Annotated in this window: 16 protein-coding genes; 14 read left to right on the top strand and 2 right to left on the bottom strand. The window is 52.3% G+C overall.

Annotated features, from left to right (window positions below; all coding sequences use genetic code 11):
• Positions 1-5: 5 nt before the first annotated feature.
• The 4 genes from EC840_RS17585 (at position 6) to EC840_RS17570 (ending at position 4470) form a co-directional block, all read left to right on the top strand.
• The gene (locus EC840_RS17585; RefSeq protein WP_120162208.1) at positions 6-509 is read left to right on the top strand and encodes a GNAT family N-acetyltransferase; all 504 of its coding nucleotides are present in this window, start codon (positions 6-8) and stop codon (positions 507-509) included.
• Positions 510-551: 42 nt separating this feature from the next.
• On the top strand, positions 552-1292 hold the full coding sequence (locus tag EC840_RS17580) for a MurR/RpiR family transcriptional regulator (protein WP_112289436.1): 741 nt from the start codon (positions 552-554) through the stop codon (positions 1290-1292).
• Between the two features lie 147 nt (positions 1293-1439).
• Positions 1440-2972, top strand: coding sequence for a PTS transporter subunit EIIC (locus tag EC840_RS17575; protein ID WP_113876755.1), 1533 nt, complete (start codon positions 1440-1442; stop codon positions 2970-2972).
• A 64-nt stretch (positions 2973-3036) separates the two neighbouring features.
• Positions 3037-4470 carry a 6-phospho-beta-glucosidase gene (locus EC840_RS17570; protein WP_113876754.1) on the top strand — a complete coding sequence of 478 codons (1434 nt, stop codon included), beginning with the start codon at positions 3037-3039 and terminating at the stop codon, positions 4468-4470.
• Positions 4471-4587: 117 nt separating this feature from the next.
• On the opposite strand, the gene rraB is transcribed toward EC840_RS17570, so the two are convergent.
• Positions 4588-5007, bottom strand: a complete 420-nt coding sequence (gene rraB / locus EC840_RS17565) for a ribonuclease E inhibitor RraB (protein ID WP_132966357.1) — start codon at positions 5005-5007, stop codon at positions 4588-4590.
• A 168-nt stretch (positions 5008-5175) separates the two neighbouring features.
• Here rraB and argF (EC840_RS17560) point away from each other — a divergent pair, with 168 nt between their 5' ends.
• Both argF (EC840_RS17560) and EC840_RS17555 read left to right on the top strand, forming a co-directional pair.
• Complete coding sequence (gene argF / locus EC840_RS17560; protein ID WP_132966355.1) at positions 5176-6183, top strand: ornithine carbamoyltransferase; 1008 nt, start codon at positions 5176-5178, stop codon at positions 6181-6183.
• A gap of 175 nt (positions 6184-6358) precedes the next feature.
• The gene (locus EC840_RS17555; protein ID WP_132966353.1) at positions 6359-8161 is read left to right on the top strand and encodes a sugar phosphorylase; all 1803 of its coding nucleotides are present in this window, start codon (positions 6359-6361) and stop codon (positions 8159-8161) included.
• Here EC840_RS17555 and EC840_RS17550 read toward each other — a convergent pair.
• A complete protein-coding gene (locus EC840_RS17550) occupies positions 8142-8612 on the bottom strand; it encodes a YhcH/YjgK/YiaL family protein (protein ID WP_113876795.1) in 471 nt (156 codons plus the stop codon). The genes EC840_RS17555 and EC840_RS17550 overlap by 20 nt on opposite strands.
• 714 nt (positions 8613-9326) lie before the next feature.
• On the opposite strand from EC840_RS17550, the gene arcA reads away from it, so the two are divergent.
• The 8 genes from arcA to ridA all read left to right on the top strand — a co-directional run bounded on the left by arcA (position 9327) and on the right by ridA (position 16654).
• Positions 9327-10547 carry an arginine deiminase gene (arcA, locus tag EC840_RS17545; RefSeq protein WP_132966351.1) on the top strand — a complete coding sequence of 407 codons (1221 nt, stop codon included), beginning with the start codon at positions 9327-9329 and terminating at the stop codon, positions 10545-10547.
• 22 nt (positions 10548-10569) lie between these two features.
• Complete coding sequence (gene arcC, locus EC840_RS17540; protein WP_132966349.1) at positions 10570-11481, top strand: carbamate kinase; 912 nt, start codon at positions 10570-10572, stop codon at positions 11479-11481.
• A gap of 33 nt (positions 11482-11514) precedes the next feature.
• Positions 11515-12522, top strand: coding sequence for an ornithine carbamoyltransferase (argF, locus tag EC840_RS17535; protein ID WP_132966347.1), 1008 nt, complete (start codon positions 11515-11517; stop codon positions 12520-12522).
• Between the two features lie 53 nt (positions 12523-12575).
• Positions 12576-13979 carry a YfcC family protein gene (locus EC840_RS17530; protein WP_132966345.1) on the top strand — a complete coding sequence of 468 codons (1404 nt, stop codon included), beginning with the start codon at positions 12576-12578 and terminating at the stop codon, positions 13977-13979.
• A 62-nt stretch (positions 13980-14041) separates the two neighbouring features.
• Positions 14042-14548, top strand: coding sequence for an ArgR family transcriptional regulator (locus tag EC840_RS17525; protein ID WP_113876747.1), 507 nt, complete (start codon positions 14042-14044; stop codon positions 14546-14548).
• Positions 14549-14793: 245 nt separating this feature from the next.
• Positions 14794-15729, top strand: coding sequence for an aspartate carbamoyltransferase (pyrB, locus tag EC840_RS17520; RefSeq protein WP_112288103.1), 936 nt, complete (start codon positions 14794-14796; stop codon positions 15727-15729).
• 18 nt (positions 15730-15747) lie between these two features.
• Positions 15748-16212 carry an aspartate carbamoyltransferase regulatory subunit gene (gene pyrI, locus EC840_RS17515; protein WP_013577172.1) on the top strand — a complete coding sequence of 155 codons (465 nt, stop codon included), beginning with the start codon at positions 15748-15750 and terminating at the stop codon, positions 16210-16212.
• Between the two features lie 55 nt (positions 16213-16267).
• Positions 16268-16654, top strand: a complete 387-nt coding sequence (gene ridA / locus EC840_RS17510; protein ID WP_056776488.1) for a 2-iminobutanoate/2-iminopropanoate deaminase — start codon at positions 16268-16270, stop codon at positions 16652-16654.
• Positions 16655-16671: the final 17 nt, after the last annotated feature.

Genomic DNA, 16671 nt, shown 5'->3' with positions numbered 1-16671 from the left:
GCAACATGACGACCACCTTTCCTGTCAGCGTGCTGGTGCGCCCGATCCGTCCCGAAGATAATGCCGCCATCGCTAACGTAATCCGCCACGTATCAGCCGAATTTGGCCTGACTGCCGATAAAGGCTATACCGTCGCTGATCCGAATTTAGATCATCTGTATGAAAGCTACAGCCAGCCGCGTTGTGCTTACTGGGTGGTGGAACTGGATGGTGTGGTCGCCGGTGGCGGCGGTGTTGCTCCGCTCTCAGGCGCAGAACACGATTTGTGTGAATTACAGAAGATGTATTTCATGCCTTCCCTGCGCGGTCAGGGGCTGGCGAAACGTCTGGCGCTTCAGGCCATTGAACATGCGCGCTCACAGGGTTTTGCCCGCTGCTATCTGGAAACCACCGCCAGTCTTACACAGGCTATCGCGCTGTATGAGCGTCTGGGTTTTCAACACATTGACGGCGCAATGGGCAATACCGGCCATGTCGACTGTGAAGTGACGATGTTAAAACATCTCTGACACCGTTTCTTTCTTTATCAGCTCTTTGCAAACAGGCATCACATGTTCACACACAAAGCCATTTCAGCGTTAAACGAACTGGAACTGACGGTCTATAACTACATCGTCAAAAATGGCGATAAGGTCATGTACATGACCATACGTGAACTGGCTGATGCGGCGGGCGTCTCAACGACAACCGTTCTGCGCTTTTGCAAGAAAATGGATTGCGACGGTTACTCTGAGTTTCGTATCCGTTTTAAACTGTTTTTAGAACATGAAGAAAAGCCGCCTGTTTCATTTGGAATTAGCGAGATCATCAGCTATTTCAAAAGTATTAATAACAGCGAGTTCGATGAGTTATTAGATGAGGCGGCAAAACAAATAGCGAATGCCCAGCGTATTATATTTGTTGGCGTGGGAACATCCGGTTCACTGGGAAAATACAGCGCACGCTTTTTCTCGAATGTCGGGAAATTCAGCACTTTTATTGACGACCCTTATTTTCCGATCAACAGCGATATGTATAAAGATGCTATCGCCATTATTCTCTCTGTCTCCGGTGAAACGGAAGAAGTCCTGCGTTTTGCCACGCAGTTCAGCCAGCATAACTGCAAGATCATCAGCCTGACTAACAGCGAAACCTCAACGCTGGCGCGGATGGCAGACCTCAACATTTCCTACCACATGCCGCAAATCGTGCTCGAAGGGCAATATAATATTACTACTCAGATCCCCGTACTTTATATTATTGAAACCATCGGAAAGAAATTACCTTTAATAAAACGTGACTCAGCGCAATGAAAAAACAGGGTGTTTTTAAGATGTAACAAATCACCCGAATTGTTTTTTGTTATATCGTGACAATACCCTTTCTTTTGCTACACTCCTGCCAACGAGTAAAAAAACAAAAAAGCTCACCTCTGTATACCCGCAGGAGAATAATAAATAATGGCTATTGATTACGCTCAGACAGCTCAGGATATTGTTAAATATATTGGCGGCGATAATAATGTGATTAGCATCACACATTGCGCCACCCGCTTACGCTTTGTTCTGAAAGATAATAACGCCGTCGATAAAGAAGAATTAAAACGCGTGAAAGGCGTGATTACAGTTATCGAGGCCGGCGGCCAGATGCAGGTAGTGATCGGCAACCACGTGAGCGACGCGTATAAACAGGTTCTGAAACTGATTGAGATTGACGAAAACGCACCGGTTTCCGCGCCCAATGTGGGCATCGTCAGCCGCGTAATGGATGTTATCTCCAGCATCTTTACACCGTTTCTTTATCAGCTTGCGGCGTGCGGTATTTTGCAGGGAATTATCTCCTTCCTCGCTGCCGTCGGCATTATGGACGCGAACAGCGGCACCTACCGTATTCTCAACTTTGTGTCCTGGACAGCGTTTACCTTCCTGCCGGTGATGATTGCGTTTACCGCAGCCAAAAAATTCAACGTCAATCCGTTTACCGCAGTGATTACGGCCTGCGCGCTGATCAGCCCTGATTACATGAATATGGTGACGGCGTTTAAAATTACGTCGATCAACTCCGCCGATCCGGCCATGCAACAGCTGATGCGTGAAGCAGTCAGCAATCCTGATATGGCGAATATCCTGCAGAATGTAGTCGGTATTCCGGTTTCCGCACCGACGCTCGATTTCCTCGGCATTCCGGTGAAATACCTGAGCTATACCGCGTCTGTTATCCCGATCATTCTGATGGTCTGGGCAATGTCGTATATCGAGCACTTCTTTAATAAAGTGCTGCCGGTGGTGATCCGCAATCTGTTCACACCGATGTTCTGTATCGCGATTATGGTACCGATGACGCTGCTGGTGTTTGGCCCGGTCGGAAACCTGATTGGTGGCGCGATTGGCGGCGTTTATAACACCCTTTATCACCTCAGCCCGACCATTGCCGGTTTCGTGGTAGGTGCATTCTGGCAGCCGCTGGTAACGCTCGGCGTTCACTGGGGTATTACGCCGGTCACCGTCGGCAACTACGCTACGCTGGGTTATGACACCTTTACCGGTCTGCAGGCTTCCGCGGTCTTCGCGATGACCGGCAGTATGTTTGGCGTGTACCTGAAAACCCGCAGCCGCGAAATGAAAGGTATCTCGCTGTCCGCTGGCGTCACCGGCCTGTTTGGTATCACTGAACCTGCAATTTACGGTGTGGCGCTGCGCCTGAAAAAACCATTCCTGTGCAGCTGTGTCGCGGGCGGTATCGGCGGTGCGATCGCCGGTTCCTTTAACGCCGTGTCATGGAGCTACTGTCTGCCGGGTATCGCCGTACTGCCGGTGTTCTTCAAAGAAGGCCACATGCCGCAGTTCCTCGGTTTCCTGCTGTCGATTACCGTCGCCTTTGTGCTCGGTGCGCTGTTTACCTGGCTGGTCGGATTTAAAGATGAACCCGACGTTGCCGCGACCAAAAAAGTACAGGCAGAAACCCGACGTGCCACTCAGGCAGAAATGAATTAAATCTGACATTACGATCTACAGGGCAGAAGCAATCTGCCCTCAATAAGTATCCAGGGAGAATCAAATGAGTCATCAGTTACCGAAAGATTTCTTATGGGGCGGCGCAGTCGCAGCACATCAGGTGGAAGGCGGCTGGAACAAAGGCGGCAAAGGCATCAGCATCTGTGACGTCCTTTCCGGCGGCGCGCACGGCGTTGACCGTGTAATGACCGACGGCGTGCTTGACGGCTACAGCTATCCGAATCACGAAGCTGTCGATTTTTACTCGCATTACAAAGAAGACATCGCTCTGTTCGCAGAAATGGGCTTCAAATGTTTCCGTACCTCGATTGCCTGGACGCGCATCTTCCCGAATGGTGACGAATTACAGCCAAATGAAGCCGGTCTGCAATTCTATGACGACATGTTTGATGAACTGCTCAAACACAATATCGAGCCGGTGATCACCCTTTCCCACTTCGAAATGCCGTGGCATCTGGTGAAGGAATACGGTGGCTGGAAAAACCGCCAGGTAGTGGATTTCTTTGTACGTTTCAGCCAGGTGGTAATGGAACGCTACAAAGGCAAAGTGAAATACTGGATGACCTTCAACGAGATCAATAACCAGCGTAACTGGAAATATCCGTTGTTCGGTTATTGCTGCTCCGGTGTGGTATTTACCGGGGAGGAAAATCCGGAAGAAACGATGTATCAGGTGCTGCATCATCAGTTCGTTGCCAGCGCCAAAGTGGTCAGGCTCGGTCATGAAATCAACCCTGATTTCCAGATTGGCTGCATGATCGCCATGGTGCCGCTGTATCCGTTCTCCTGCCATCCGGACGATGTGATGTATTCCGTTGAGGCGATGCACGAACGCTTCCTGTTCAGCGATGTCCATATGCGCGGTTATTACCCGGCGTATGCCCTGAAAGAGTGGGAACGCCGTGGCTTCAACATCAAAATGGAAGACGGCGATTTGCAGGCGCTGCGCGACGGCTGTGCGGATTACATCGGCCTGAGCTATTACATGAGCAACGCGATCTCAGCGCACAATCCAAGTGATGATAACGGTTTGTCAGGTTTTGCGGGCAGCGTGCCGAATCCGCACGTGAAAGCGTCTGACTGGGGCTGGCAGATTGATCCGGTCGGACTGCGTTACACCCTGAATATTTTGTACGAGCGTTATCAGAAGCCGCTGTTTATTGTCGAGAATGGCTTTGGTGCTATCGACAAAGCGGGTGATGACGGCGTTATTCACGACGATTACCGTATCGCTTATCTGAAAGCACATATCGAGCAGATGAAAAAAGCCGTGCTGGAAGATGGTGTGGATCTGATGGGTTATACGCCGTGGGGCTGCATCGACTGCGTGTCGTTTACCACCGGTCAGTACAGCAAACGCTATGGCTTTATCCACGTGGATAAAAATGACGATGGCACCGGCACCATGGCTCGCTCGAAAAAAGAGAGCTTCGGCTGGTATCAGAAAGTGATTGAGAGCAACGGGGAAGTGCTTTAATTAACTCCTCCCCCTGCGAAGGGGGAGGTCGGGAGGGGGTTTAGCTGACAACATCAAATGTAGAGTTATCATCAATACCCCACCCCAGCCCTCCCCTTCGCAGGGGAGGGAGCCAGATTAATGACGTTTCCCGTCATCATCTTCATCAACGAAATCTTCGCCTTCTTCACCTTCTTCGTCGTCATCGCCTTCGAAGTAAGTGCCCCAGCCGTCGTAGTTAACGCCGTTGGCTTCAGCCAGGTTCATCAGCTGTTCAACCTGAGCGTCGATCAGTTCCGCTTTCAGCGCGATTTCGCTGATCACGTCACAGCACATCACAAGAGAACCGTCTTCTACTTCCAGTTCTTCAGGGTCAGTCACTTCGTAACCCAGCTTGAAAGCTTCGACTGCTGCTTTCTCCAGAACTTCAAACTTTTCTGAAGATAAGTGGTGTTCGATAGTGTAAAGCGCGTCAGGATCACTGCCATCATCCAGCAGTTCTTCGATGATTAAGCGAGTCTCTTCACGTTGTTCTTCCAGCAATTCACGGTTTGCCATATCTCTGTCCTCAATCAATGTGACGTTTGTACGCTATTTTCACACACCGCAGGGCGCGTCTCCACTATTAAAGAGAAAGTTTTCTCGGCGGGGTTGTAATTGCATATTCATCCAGTTAAATTGAATTTTAATTCAATCCGAAATGCTTACGCGCTATGGAGCGACATCATGAGTTTGTTGAGTAAACGTCATTTTCTCAGGTTACTGGATTTTACCCCGTCAGAGATTTCGTCACTGCTGAAACTCTCCGCAGAATTAAAAGCCGCTAAAAAGAACGGCACCGAAAAAGCCAGTCTGCAAGGCAAAAACATCGCGCTCATCTTCGAAAAAGACTCAACCCGCACCCGATGCTCTTTCGAAGTTGCCGCTTATGATCAGGGGGCGAAAGTCACCTATCTCGGCCCTAGTGGCAGCCAGATCGGCCATAAAGAATCGATGAAAGATACCGCCCGCGTCCTCGGCCGCATGTACGACGGTATTCAGTATCGCGGTTTCGGTCAGGATAAAGTCGAAATTCTGGCGCAATACGCCGGTGTGCCGGTCTGGAATGGCTTAACCAACGAATTCCATCCGACCCAGTTGCTGGCTGATCTGCTGACCATGCAGGAGCATTTACCGGGCCAGCCGCTGCAAGGTATGCGTCTGGCGTATCTGGGCGACACCCGTAACAATATGGGCAATTCACTGCTGGAAGCCGCCGCGTTAAGCGGTCTGGATTTGCGTCTGGTCGCGCCTTCAGCCTGCTGGCCGGAAGCTGAACTGGTCGCCACCTGCACGCATCTGGCACAAGAAAATGGCGGCAATATCACCCTGACCGAAGATATTGCGGCTGGCGTGAAAGACGCTGATTTCCTGTATACCGACGTGTGGGTTTCCATGGGCGAGCCAAAAGAAGTCTGGAAAGAGCGTATTAATTTGCTGCGCGCTTATCAGGTCAACAGCGCGATGCTGGCGCTGACCGGCAATCCGCAGGTGAAATTCCTGCATTGTCTGCCTGCATTCCATGACGACCAGACCACGCTCGGCAAGCAAATGGCGGAAGAATACGGCCTGCAAGGCGGCATGGAAGTCACGGATGACGTCTTTGAGTCCAGCCACAGCGTGGTGTTTGATCAGGCGGAAAACCGTCTGCACACCATCAAAGCGGTGATGGTCGCTACGCTCAGCAACGCCTGATTTATCCCCGACGTGCAGTAAGGATGAACTTTCTGCACGTCGCAATATTTACAACGTTTTGCACTTTATCCCGCCCGTTCCCGTCAGAAGACCTCATTTTCAACTACCCTTTTTAAAGCGCTTTGGTTTTAACCTGTTCAATAGAAAAACAGAAACGCAGTAAGAAGGAACCGATATGAGCTCAGTTAATCTTGAGTATGTCCTGCGGCTGGAAAGCCTGTTAAGCAGGATTTACCCCAGGGAACACATCGCCGACCTGCTGAAAAAAATCCTGCATCTCGCCGACAAATGGAATTACGGCAAGCACCGCACCACCGATTGGGTGGATGGCACCAACATTTATCTGATTACTTATGGCGACAATATTCGTCACGGCGAACAACCGCCGCTGGCGACGCTGAATCACTTCGCCAATACCTATCTGCGCGAGATTATCAGCGACATCCATATTCTGCCGATGTATCCGTACAGCTCTGACGACGGCTTCAGCGTCATCGACTACCGGCGTATCGACGAACATCTCGGCGGATGGTCGGATATTCATCACCTTTCCGCTAATTTCAACCTGATGTTTGACTGCGTGATCAACCATATCTCCCGCTCAAGCGAATGGATGAAAGGCTATCTGCATGACGATCCTTATTACAAAGATTACTTTATTGCCTCGAATCCTGCGCTGGATTACAGCCGCGTTGTGCGCCCCCGCGCCTCGCCGCTGCTGACGCCGTTTATCAAAGCCGACGGCAATGAGTTATACCTGTGGACCACGTTCAGTGAAGATCAGGTGGATATCAATTTCAAAAATCCGCAGGTTTTGCTGGAAAGTATTGATGTGCTGTTGCAGTACGCCGCCAGTGGCGGGCAGTCGATCCGCCTCGATGCGATTGGGTATATCTGGAAGGAGGCCGGGACGCGCTGCATTCACATGCCGCAGGCGCATAACATCATCAAAGTCTGGCGGACCATCCTTGATGAAGTGATCCCCGGCACGCGGATCATCACCGAAACCAACGTGCCGCATCACGAAAATATCAGTTATTTCGGAGAAGGCGATGAGGCACACATGGTGTATCAGTTCCCGCTGCCGCCGCTCACGCTGCACGCCTTTCTACGCCAGGACACCACCACGCTCACCCAGTGGGCGCAAAGCCTGAATGCCGAAGCACGTTACCCTGACACCACCTATTTCAACTTTTTAGCCAGTCACGACGGCATCGGTTTGCGTCCGACAGAAACCTTCCTCAGCGATGAGGAACGCAAATACATGGCGCAGGAAACCCTGCGTAAAGAAGGCCGCGTCTCTTATAAAGACAACGGCGATGGCACGCATTCGCCTTATGAACTGAACATTAATTACCTCAGCGCGCTGACCGAACCGGATGACGATACCGGACTGAAAGCGCGCAAATTTCTCGCCGCACAGGCGCTGTTGCTGTCGTTTATCGGCGTACCGGCGATTTATATCCATAGCCTGCTGGGCAGCGAGAACGATCTTGACGGTATGCATCAGTCCGGGATCAACCGCCGTATCAACCGTAAAAAGCTGGAGCTGGTAAAAGTTGAGGCAGAACTGGAGAAAAAGGACAGTCTGAGCGCCCGCGTATTTTACGGTTTACAGGCACTGATTAAGCACCGCCGCGAACATCCGGCATTTTCGCCCCAGGCGGGGCAACGGGTGTTTGATCTGGGTAAATCGCTGTTTGCGATGGAACGTTATGATCCTAAAACTGAGGATCGGATCAGCTGCGTATTCAATATCAGCGATCATTCGCAGGTATTGAAACTGGCAGTGGAAGGGAAAGATCTGATTAGCGGGGAAGCGTTTAACGGCCAGATGCGACTCCAGCCGTGGCAGGTGGTGTGGATCAAACACAAACTTAAAGCCCCGGAACGCCTCGGCAGACTGCGCCGCTGGCGGATGAAGCTGATCAAACGCACGAAGCGCTACACGATAAGCATTAAGCGGACAATGCGCTGACGTTCATCTTAACCACCGCTTTACGCACATGGGCCGGTTCGCCCACCGCGCACAGCGGTTTATGCACTTCACCCGGATAGAACACCACAAAATCGCCGGTCTGCATGATCATGGTTTTTTCCTGCTCACCAGCGGCCAGAAACGCGATGTCTTTATCTTCCAGCCAGTCAGTATCCACATAACCTGCCGGTAAGTTACTGAATGTCATGCCTTCGGTGCCGTTCAGCACAATCTGGATATCCAGATTACGGGCGTGGAATTCGGCACGGCGGTCGGCCTGTGGCGCGGTTGAATCATTGGAAATCAGCACAAACACATCGTCGCCACGGATATCGTGTTTGCCCAGCGGCGTGTCCGCCGTGATGTGTTGCTTAACGTATTCAATGGCCTCGCGCAATTCAGCGGGCAGATAAGGAACGAGATGCAGCGCGTGGATGTTTCCTGTGATCATCATAACCTCGGGTTTGTAATGCATGAGTGAAACAGCGTTTCATAAATACTAATCCTGTTTGCTGTCCGGTTGCCAGAGCGGGATCAAGATTTTAACTTCATGGGAAATATTTTTGCGGCTGAACGTCACCCTCAGCCGGGAAACAATGGTTATGCAGTCAGACTGCATAAACCCTGAGAACATATTCAGTATGCCGCTTTCATCCTGTTGGTCTTACGAGCTATTTCTAAAAACTCACCCGCCGGTCACATATTTAATTAAATCCAAAGCAGCAAAAACAGATAATAGTTATTTAGGATTTTTGAGAAGTTATAAATCTTTAATCACAAAAAAAGCCATTCTATGCAAATTCATAATAAATCCTTTATTTTTTAGCGAATTAGGATTGAATAAATATTATCTCATACGGTCACTCACTGTCAGAAGGAATAATTACTCTCATATTCCGGTGATTATTCACTTTACTGAATATGCTAATAAGTAAAACAATGATGTTTATCAATCAACAGGTAACCATCACCATCGGTTTATTCTGATGCGATCGAAGTCACATATTAAATGCCTGCGCGGAATATTATTCACTCCGTTCCGGGCGCACTTCCTTCCAGGCTGAATAACGCTTTTTATTCTCCACGGGATTTCTTTATCTGAAATTCAGCTGAAATTTAGCTGAAATTGACCGGAACATTATTTCGTCTTCTAAAAGGGATAAATATGAAACGGCATTATGTAGGATCCGAAATAGGCCAACTTCGCAGCGTGATGCTTCACCGGCCAAATTTAAGTTTGCAGCGACTGACCCCCTCCAACTGTCAGGAATTATTATTCGATGATGTGTTGTCTGTTGAGCGGGCCGGGAAAGAACATGACATTTTCAGCCAGACCCTGCGCCAGCAAGGCGTGGAAGTTTTATTGCTGACTGACCTGCTGACTGAAACCCTCGACAACCGCGAGGCCAAAGACTGGCTGCTCAGCCGGCAAATCTCGGATTACCGGCTGGGGCCACAATTTGCCCAAGAAATCCGCGGCTGGCTGGCAGATTTACCCCACCGGCAAACGGCCCGGTTTATGAGCGGCGGATTAACTTACAGCGAAATCCCCGATACTTTTCATAATATGGTCACGGATACACATCAGTTAAATGACTTTGTGATTAAGCCATTACCCAATCATTTATTTACCCGCGACACTTCCTGCTGGATATATAACGGCGTATCGGTGAATCCGATGGCAAAAGAGGCGCGTAAACGGGAAACCAATAATCTGCGAGCCATATATCGCTGGCATCCTCACTTTGCCGATAACGAATTTATTACTTACTTTGGCGATGATGAATTTAATTATGACCACGCGACACTGGAAGGCGGTGACGTATTAGTCATTGGTCGTGGCGCGGTATTAATTGGCTTATCCGAACGTACGACGCCGCAGGGTGTGGAGTTCCTCGCCCGTTCGCTGTTCAAACATCAGCAAGCCACCAAAGTGATTGCACTGGAATTACCCAAACATCGCTCCTGCATGCACCTCGATACCGTCATGACCCATATCGACTTCGACACCTTCTCCGTCTACCCGGAAGTCGTGCGCGACACCACCCAGTGCTGGACGCTGACCGACGACGGCCACGGCGGCCTGCGCCGCACCGAAGAACCGCAGTTCGTGCGGGCTATCGGTAAGGCGCTGGGCATTGATGACATCAAACTCATCACCACCGGCGGTGACAGTTTCGAGGCCGAACGCGAACAATGGAACGATGCCAATAACGTCCTGACCGTGCGCCCCGGCGTGGTGATCGGCTACGAGCGCAACACCTGGACTAACGAAAAATACGATAAAGCCGGGATCACCGTTCTCCCCATTCCGGGCGATGAACTGGGAAGAGGCCGCGGCGGCGCGCGCTGCATGAGCTGCCCGCTTGAACGCGACGACATCTGATCACTGACTCCGGGGAAATCTCATGAACAAACCTGTTCTGGTTGTCGCTCTGGGCGGCAACGCATTACTGCGCCGTGGCGAGCCGCTCGAGGCCGAACTGCAACGCAAAAACATCTGTGTGGCGGCAAAAACGCTGGCTGCGCTATGCCAGAAATGGCGGGTGGTGCTGGTACACGGCAACGGCCCGCAGGTCGGATTGCTGGCGCTGCAAAACAGCGCCTATCCGGCAGTCACGCCCTACCCGCTCGATATTCTGGTAGCACAAACTCAGGGGATGATCGGCTATCTGCTGCAACAGGCGCTGAAAAATTGTCTGCCGGAAAGTCGCGTCTGCACCCTGCTGACGCAGGTGGAAGTCAGCCTGCTCGATCCGGCCTTTGATAACCCGACGAAATACATCGGCCCGGTTTATACGCAGGCGCAATCGGAAAATCTGGCTGCCGAAAAAAACTGGGTGATGAAAGCCGACGGACAGCATTTTCGCCGCGTGGTCGCGTCCCCCCAACCACAGCGCATCCTCGAGATTGATGCCATTCGTTCCTTGCTGGATCAGCACTACCTGGTCATCTGCAATGGCGGCGGCGGCGTGCCGGTTCATCAGACCAATGACGGGCTGGAAGGCGTGGAAGCCGTCATCGACAAAGACCTTTCGGCGGCGCTGCTGGCGCGTCAGTTACAGGCCGACGCGCTGTTGATCCTGACCGATGCCGATGCGGTGTACCTCGACTGGGGCACGCCGGAGCAGCGGCCGCTGCATCACATCACGCCGCGGGATCTCGCCGCCATGACCTTCGATGCCGGATCCATGGGGCCGAAAGTCAATGCCGCCTGCCAGTTTGTCGATGCCTGTCACGGGCTGGCGGGGATCGGCGCACTGGAAGATGGCGAAGCCATTCTGGCCGGTCTCAAAGGCACCTGTATCCGCGCGGAATAACCCGCTCCCATTTCATTATTTCAGGATGATTTTATGACTACTACATTGAAAAACCGTCATTTCCTTAAGCTTCTTGATTTCACGCCGGAAGAAATTCAGCAACTGATCACCCTGGCGCTGGCGCTGAAAGACGATAAGAAATCGGGTCATGAACGCCCCTGCCTGCGCGGAAAAAATATTGCGCTGATTTTTGAGAAAACCTCCACCCGCACCCGCTGTGCATTTGAAGTCGCCGCGTTTGATCAGGGCGCACACGTGACCTATCTCGGTCCTGGCGGCAGCCAGATCGGACACAAGGAGTCAATGAAAGATACCGCCCGTGTGCTGGGCAGAATGTACGACGGCATCGAATACCGGGGTTTTGCGCAGAAGATTGTGGAAGAGCTGGCGGAATTCTCCGGCGTACCGGTATGGAACGGGCTGACCGACGAGTTTCATCCGACCCAAATCCTGGCCGACCTGATGACCATGCTTGAACACTCGCCGGGCAAAGAACTCAGTCAGATCAGCTTCGCTTATCTGGGCGATGCCCGAAACAATATGGGCAATTCCCTGATGGTCGGCGCGGCGAAAATGGGGATGGACATCCGTCTGGTCGCGCCAAAAGCCTTCTGGCCGGAAGAGACGCTGGTCGCTGTCTGCCGCGATATTGCCCGCACTACCGGCGCAAGGATCCTGCTGACAGAACACGTTGATGAAGGTGTACAGGGCGTCGATTTTCTTTACACCGATGTCTGGGTGTCGATGGGCGAAGCCAAAACCGCCTGGGCAGAACGTATCAGCCTGATGACCCCGTATCAGGTTAACGCTGCGGTGCTTAACGCCACCGGCAATCCTGACGTCAAATTTATGCATTGCCTGCCCGCTTTCCATAACGAAGAAACCACGCTCGGAAAGGAGCTGGAAATCGCTTACGGCATGAAAGGGCTGGAAGTGACGGATGACGTTTTTGAGTCCCCGCATTCCATCGTTTTTGATGAAGCCGAAAACCGTATGCACACCATAAAAGCGGTCATGGTCGCCACGCTTGGCGACGACTAAGCCCCTTGCGTGAAGGCGTTTTGCCTTCACGCCTTTTTTTAAGGATTACGTTTATGCGTACATTCAAATTCCCTTCTGCCTACACCATTTTATTTGTGCTTATCGCGCTGGTTGCAGGCCTGAGCTGGATTATCCCCGCCGGTCAGTACGACATGGCGATGAATGCCGGACTGGGTAAAGAAGTCCCCGTCTCAGGCACCTATCACGCCGTGACCGGCAATCCGCAGGGGCTGGTGGATATTTTCCTCGCGCCCATTGATGGCCTGTACAACCACACCACCGGTCAGGCCGGCGCGATTGATGTCGCCTTATTTATTCTGATCATCGGCGGTTTTCTGGGCATCGTGACCAAAACCGGAGCCATCGACGCCGGAATAGAGCGGGTTACCGTCCGGCTGAAGGGCAAAGAAGAGTGGATGATCCCCATTCTGATGGCGCTGTTTGCCGCCGGTGGCACCATTTACGGCATGGCCGAAGAGTCATTGCCGTTTTATACCCTGCTGGTGCCGGTGATGATGGCGGCACGTTTCGATCCGCTGGTGGCTGCGGCTACCGTGCTGCTCGGTGCAGGCATCGGCACGCTCGGTTCGACGATCAATCCCTTCGCGACGGTGATTGCCGCCAACGCCGCCGGGATCCCCTTCACCAGCGGGATCGGCCTGCGCGTGGCGATCCTGATCGTCGGCTGGCTGATCTGCGTGATCTGGGTAATGCGCTATGCCCGTAAAGTACGCCGCGATCCCTCACTCTCCATCGTGGCGGATCAGCAGGAAAGCAACCGCGCCCACTTTCTCGGTAACCGCAGTGATGAACTGCTGCCCTTTACCGGCGTGCGCAAAATCATCCTGCTGATCTTCGCACTGGCTTTTGTGGTGATGATTTATGGCGTATCGGTACAAGGCTGGTGGATGGGGGAAATCTCCGGCGTTTTCCTGGCTGCGGCGATCCTGGTGGGGCTGGTTGCGCGGATGAGTGAAGAGGAGCTGACTTCCACCTTTATCGATGGCGCACGCGACCTGCTCGGCGTGGCGCTGATCATCGGTATTGCCCGTGGCATTGTGGTGATCATGGACAACGGCATGATTACCCACACTATTTTGCACAGCGCCGAAGGCATCGTTTCCGGATTATCCAACGTGATCTTCATCAACGTCATGTTCCTGCTCGAAGTGGTGCTGTCTTTTCTGGTGCCCTCTTCTTCCGGTCTGGCGGTGATGACCATGCCGATTATGGCGCCGCTGGCCGATTTCGCGCATATCGGCCGTGAACTGGTGGTCACTGCGTATCAGTCCGCCTCCGGCCTGGTCAATCTGGTCACACCGACCTCCGCCGTGGTGATGGGCGGTCTGGCCATCGCGCGGGTGCCTTATGTCCGCTGGCTGAAATGGGTCGCACCTTTACTGGGGATATTACTGGTATTACTGATGTTAGCGTTAAGTCTCGGTTCTTTGATTTAAGTCTTTGTAGAAAATGATTTTTTTGCCATGTTGACGTCCTTTTATTTACCGGGAATATAACCATGAAAAGAACGTTGTCTGCACTTGAAAAAGAACACCAGCAACTGATCCTCTGCCATCAGCTGATTGCCAGCCGGAGTTTTTCATCACAGGAAGAATTGCGGCAGGAGTTCCAGCGGGCGGGATACCGGAATATCGGCCAGTCCACCATTTCACAATTACTGAAAACGCTGGGTGTGATGAAGGTGCAGAATGCCAAAGGCAAAAAGATTTATGCCCTGAATGAGCAGTCTCAGCTTGTTCCTGATGCCCTGAGGTCAGTAAGTGAAATGGTCACCGATGTGGATCACAACCCTCAGTTTGTGGTGGTCCATGTCATGTCGGGCTATGGCCGCGCCGTGGGACGGATTATCGATCAGCACCGTTTGCCGGAGGTGCTCGGGGTGATCGCGTCGAGCACTTCCGTGCTGGTAGCACCACGGGAAACGACAGCGCTGGACAGAGTTTGCAGGACAATCAGGCGGATACTGGCGATAAAGGAAAACCACAGCAGCAACCGTTTGCCCTAGGCCATTTTTCCGCTTGACGCCGTCAGTGAGCCGCCTATAATGCGCCACAATTTGCCGGGAGAACCCATGAACAATCGCCACGTTTTGTGCTCAGATGATCGACCAAACGCCGTGCCATCAGGCAGCCCGCTGCCGTTGTTCTTCCGTGGTATTACCGTTTTATTGAAAGCCCCTCATTGAGGGGCTTTTTTTTGTCCGGAATTTGAGTGCCCCACTTTTTACGCGTAAAGAACAGGAGAATGACTATGGCCAATCCGCTGTATCAGAAAGACATCATTTCGATCAACGATCTCAGTCGCGAAGAGCTGGAGCTGGTTCTCGATACCGCTGCCAGCCTGAAAGCCAACCCGCAGCCTGAATTGCTGAAACACAAAGTGATCGCCAGTTGTTTCTTCGAAGCCTCAACCCGCACCCGCTTGTCGTTTGAAACCTCAATGCATCGTCTGGGTGCCTCGGTGGTCGGTTTCTCCGACAGCAGCAACACGTCGCTGGGTAAAAAAGGCGAGACGCTGGCCGACACCATTTCGGTCATCAGCACGTATGTCGATGCGATTGTGATGCGTCACCCGCAGGAAGGCGCGGCACGTCTGGCAACCGAATTCTCCGGCGGTATTCCGGTGCTCAACGCCGGTGACGGCGCGAACCAGCATCCGACCCAAACCCTGCTGGATTTGTTCACCATTCAGGAAACGCAGGGGCGTCTCGACAACATCAAAATCGCCATGGTCGGTGACCTGAAATATGGCCGCACGGTACATTCCCTGGCGCAGGCGCTGGCGAAATTTAACGGTAACCGCTTCTACTTTATCGCCCCGGATGCGCTGGCAATGCCGGGCTATATCCTGAGCCTGCTGGAAGAGAAAGGCATCGAATACAGCCTGCACAGCAGCATTGATGAAGTGGTTTCTGAAATCGACATCCTGTACATGACCCGCGTACAGAAAGAGCGTCTGGATCCGTCGGAATATGCCAACGTGAAAGCCCAGTTTGTGCTGCGCGCCGCCGACCTGACGAATGCCCAACCGCACCTGAAAGTGCTGCATCCGCTGCCGCGTATCGATGAAATCACGCCGGATGTGGATAAGACGCCATACGCCTGGTATTTCCAGCAGGCCGGAAACGGGATTTTTGCGCGTCAGGCTTTGCTGGCGCTGGTTCTGAACGCAGACACTGCACAGTAAACTTGAGGAGAAAACTTTATGACGCACGACAATAAACTTCAGGTTGAAGCGATCAAATGCGGTACCGTTATCGACCATATTCCGGCACAGGTCGGGTTTAAATTGCTGTCTCTGTTCAAGTTCACCCAGACTGAACAACGTGTGACCGTCGGCCTGAACCTGCCGTCCGGCGAACTTGGCCGCAAAGACATTATCAAAATCGAAAACACCTTCCTGACCGACGAACAGGTCAATCAGCTGGCGGTATATGCCCCGCGTGCGACGGTGAACCGCATCGACAATTACGACGTGGTGAAGAAGCTGATGCCGACGCTGCCGGACCGTATTGTCGGCGTGCTGCGCTGCCCGAACGGCAATTGCATCAGCCGTTTTGAACCGGTGGATTCCAGCTTTGCAGTCAAGCAGCGTGCGGACGGCGTGCACCTGAAATGCAAATACTGCGAGAAAGAGTTTGAGCATCAGGTGGTGCTGAACAATGATTAACCCTTTATACTGAGGGATAATTTTTTATTCACTTTAACTCAAATCAGGAGACATTATGTCCCGCGAAATCAGCACTGAAAACGCCCCTGCCGCTATCGGTCCTTACGTTCAGGGCGTGGATCTGGGCAGCATGATCATCACTTCCGGCCAGATCCCTGTGGATCCTAAAACCGGCGCGGTCGCCGACGACATCGCTGCGCAGGCACGTCAGTCACTGGAAAACGTGCAGGCGATCGTTGAAGCCGCTGGCCTGAAAGTTTCAGACATCGTGAAAACCACCGTTTTCGTGAAAGATCTGAATGACTTCGCCACCGTTAACGCCACGTACGAAGCGTTCTTCACTGAACACAACGCTCCGTTCCCGGCGCGTTCTTGCGTTGAAGTTGCCCGTCTGCCAAAAGACGTAAAAATCGAAATCGAAGCCATCGCCGTCCGCCGTTAATTCGCGCCAGCCATGCA

The sequence above is a fragment of the Rahnella sp. JUb53 genome, from assembly GCF_004346065.1.
GTDB classification, from domain to species: Bacteria; Pseudomonadota; Gammaproteobacteria; order Enterobacterales; family Enterobacteriaceae; genus Rahnella; species Rahnella variigena.
The sequence above is the reverse complement of the archived record's forward strand: the minus strand, read 5'-3'. Positions and strand labels throughout refer to the sequence as shown.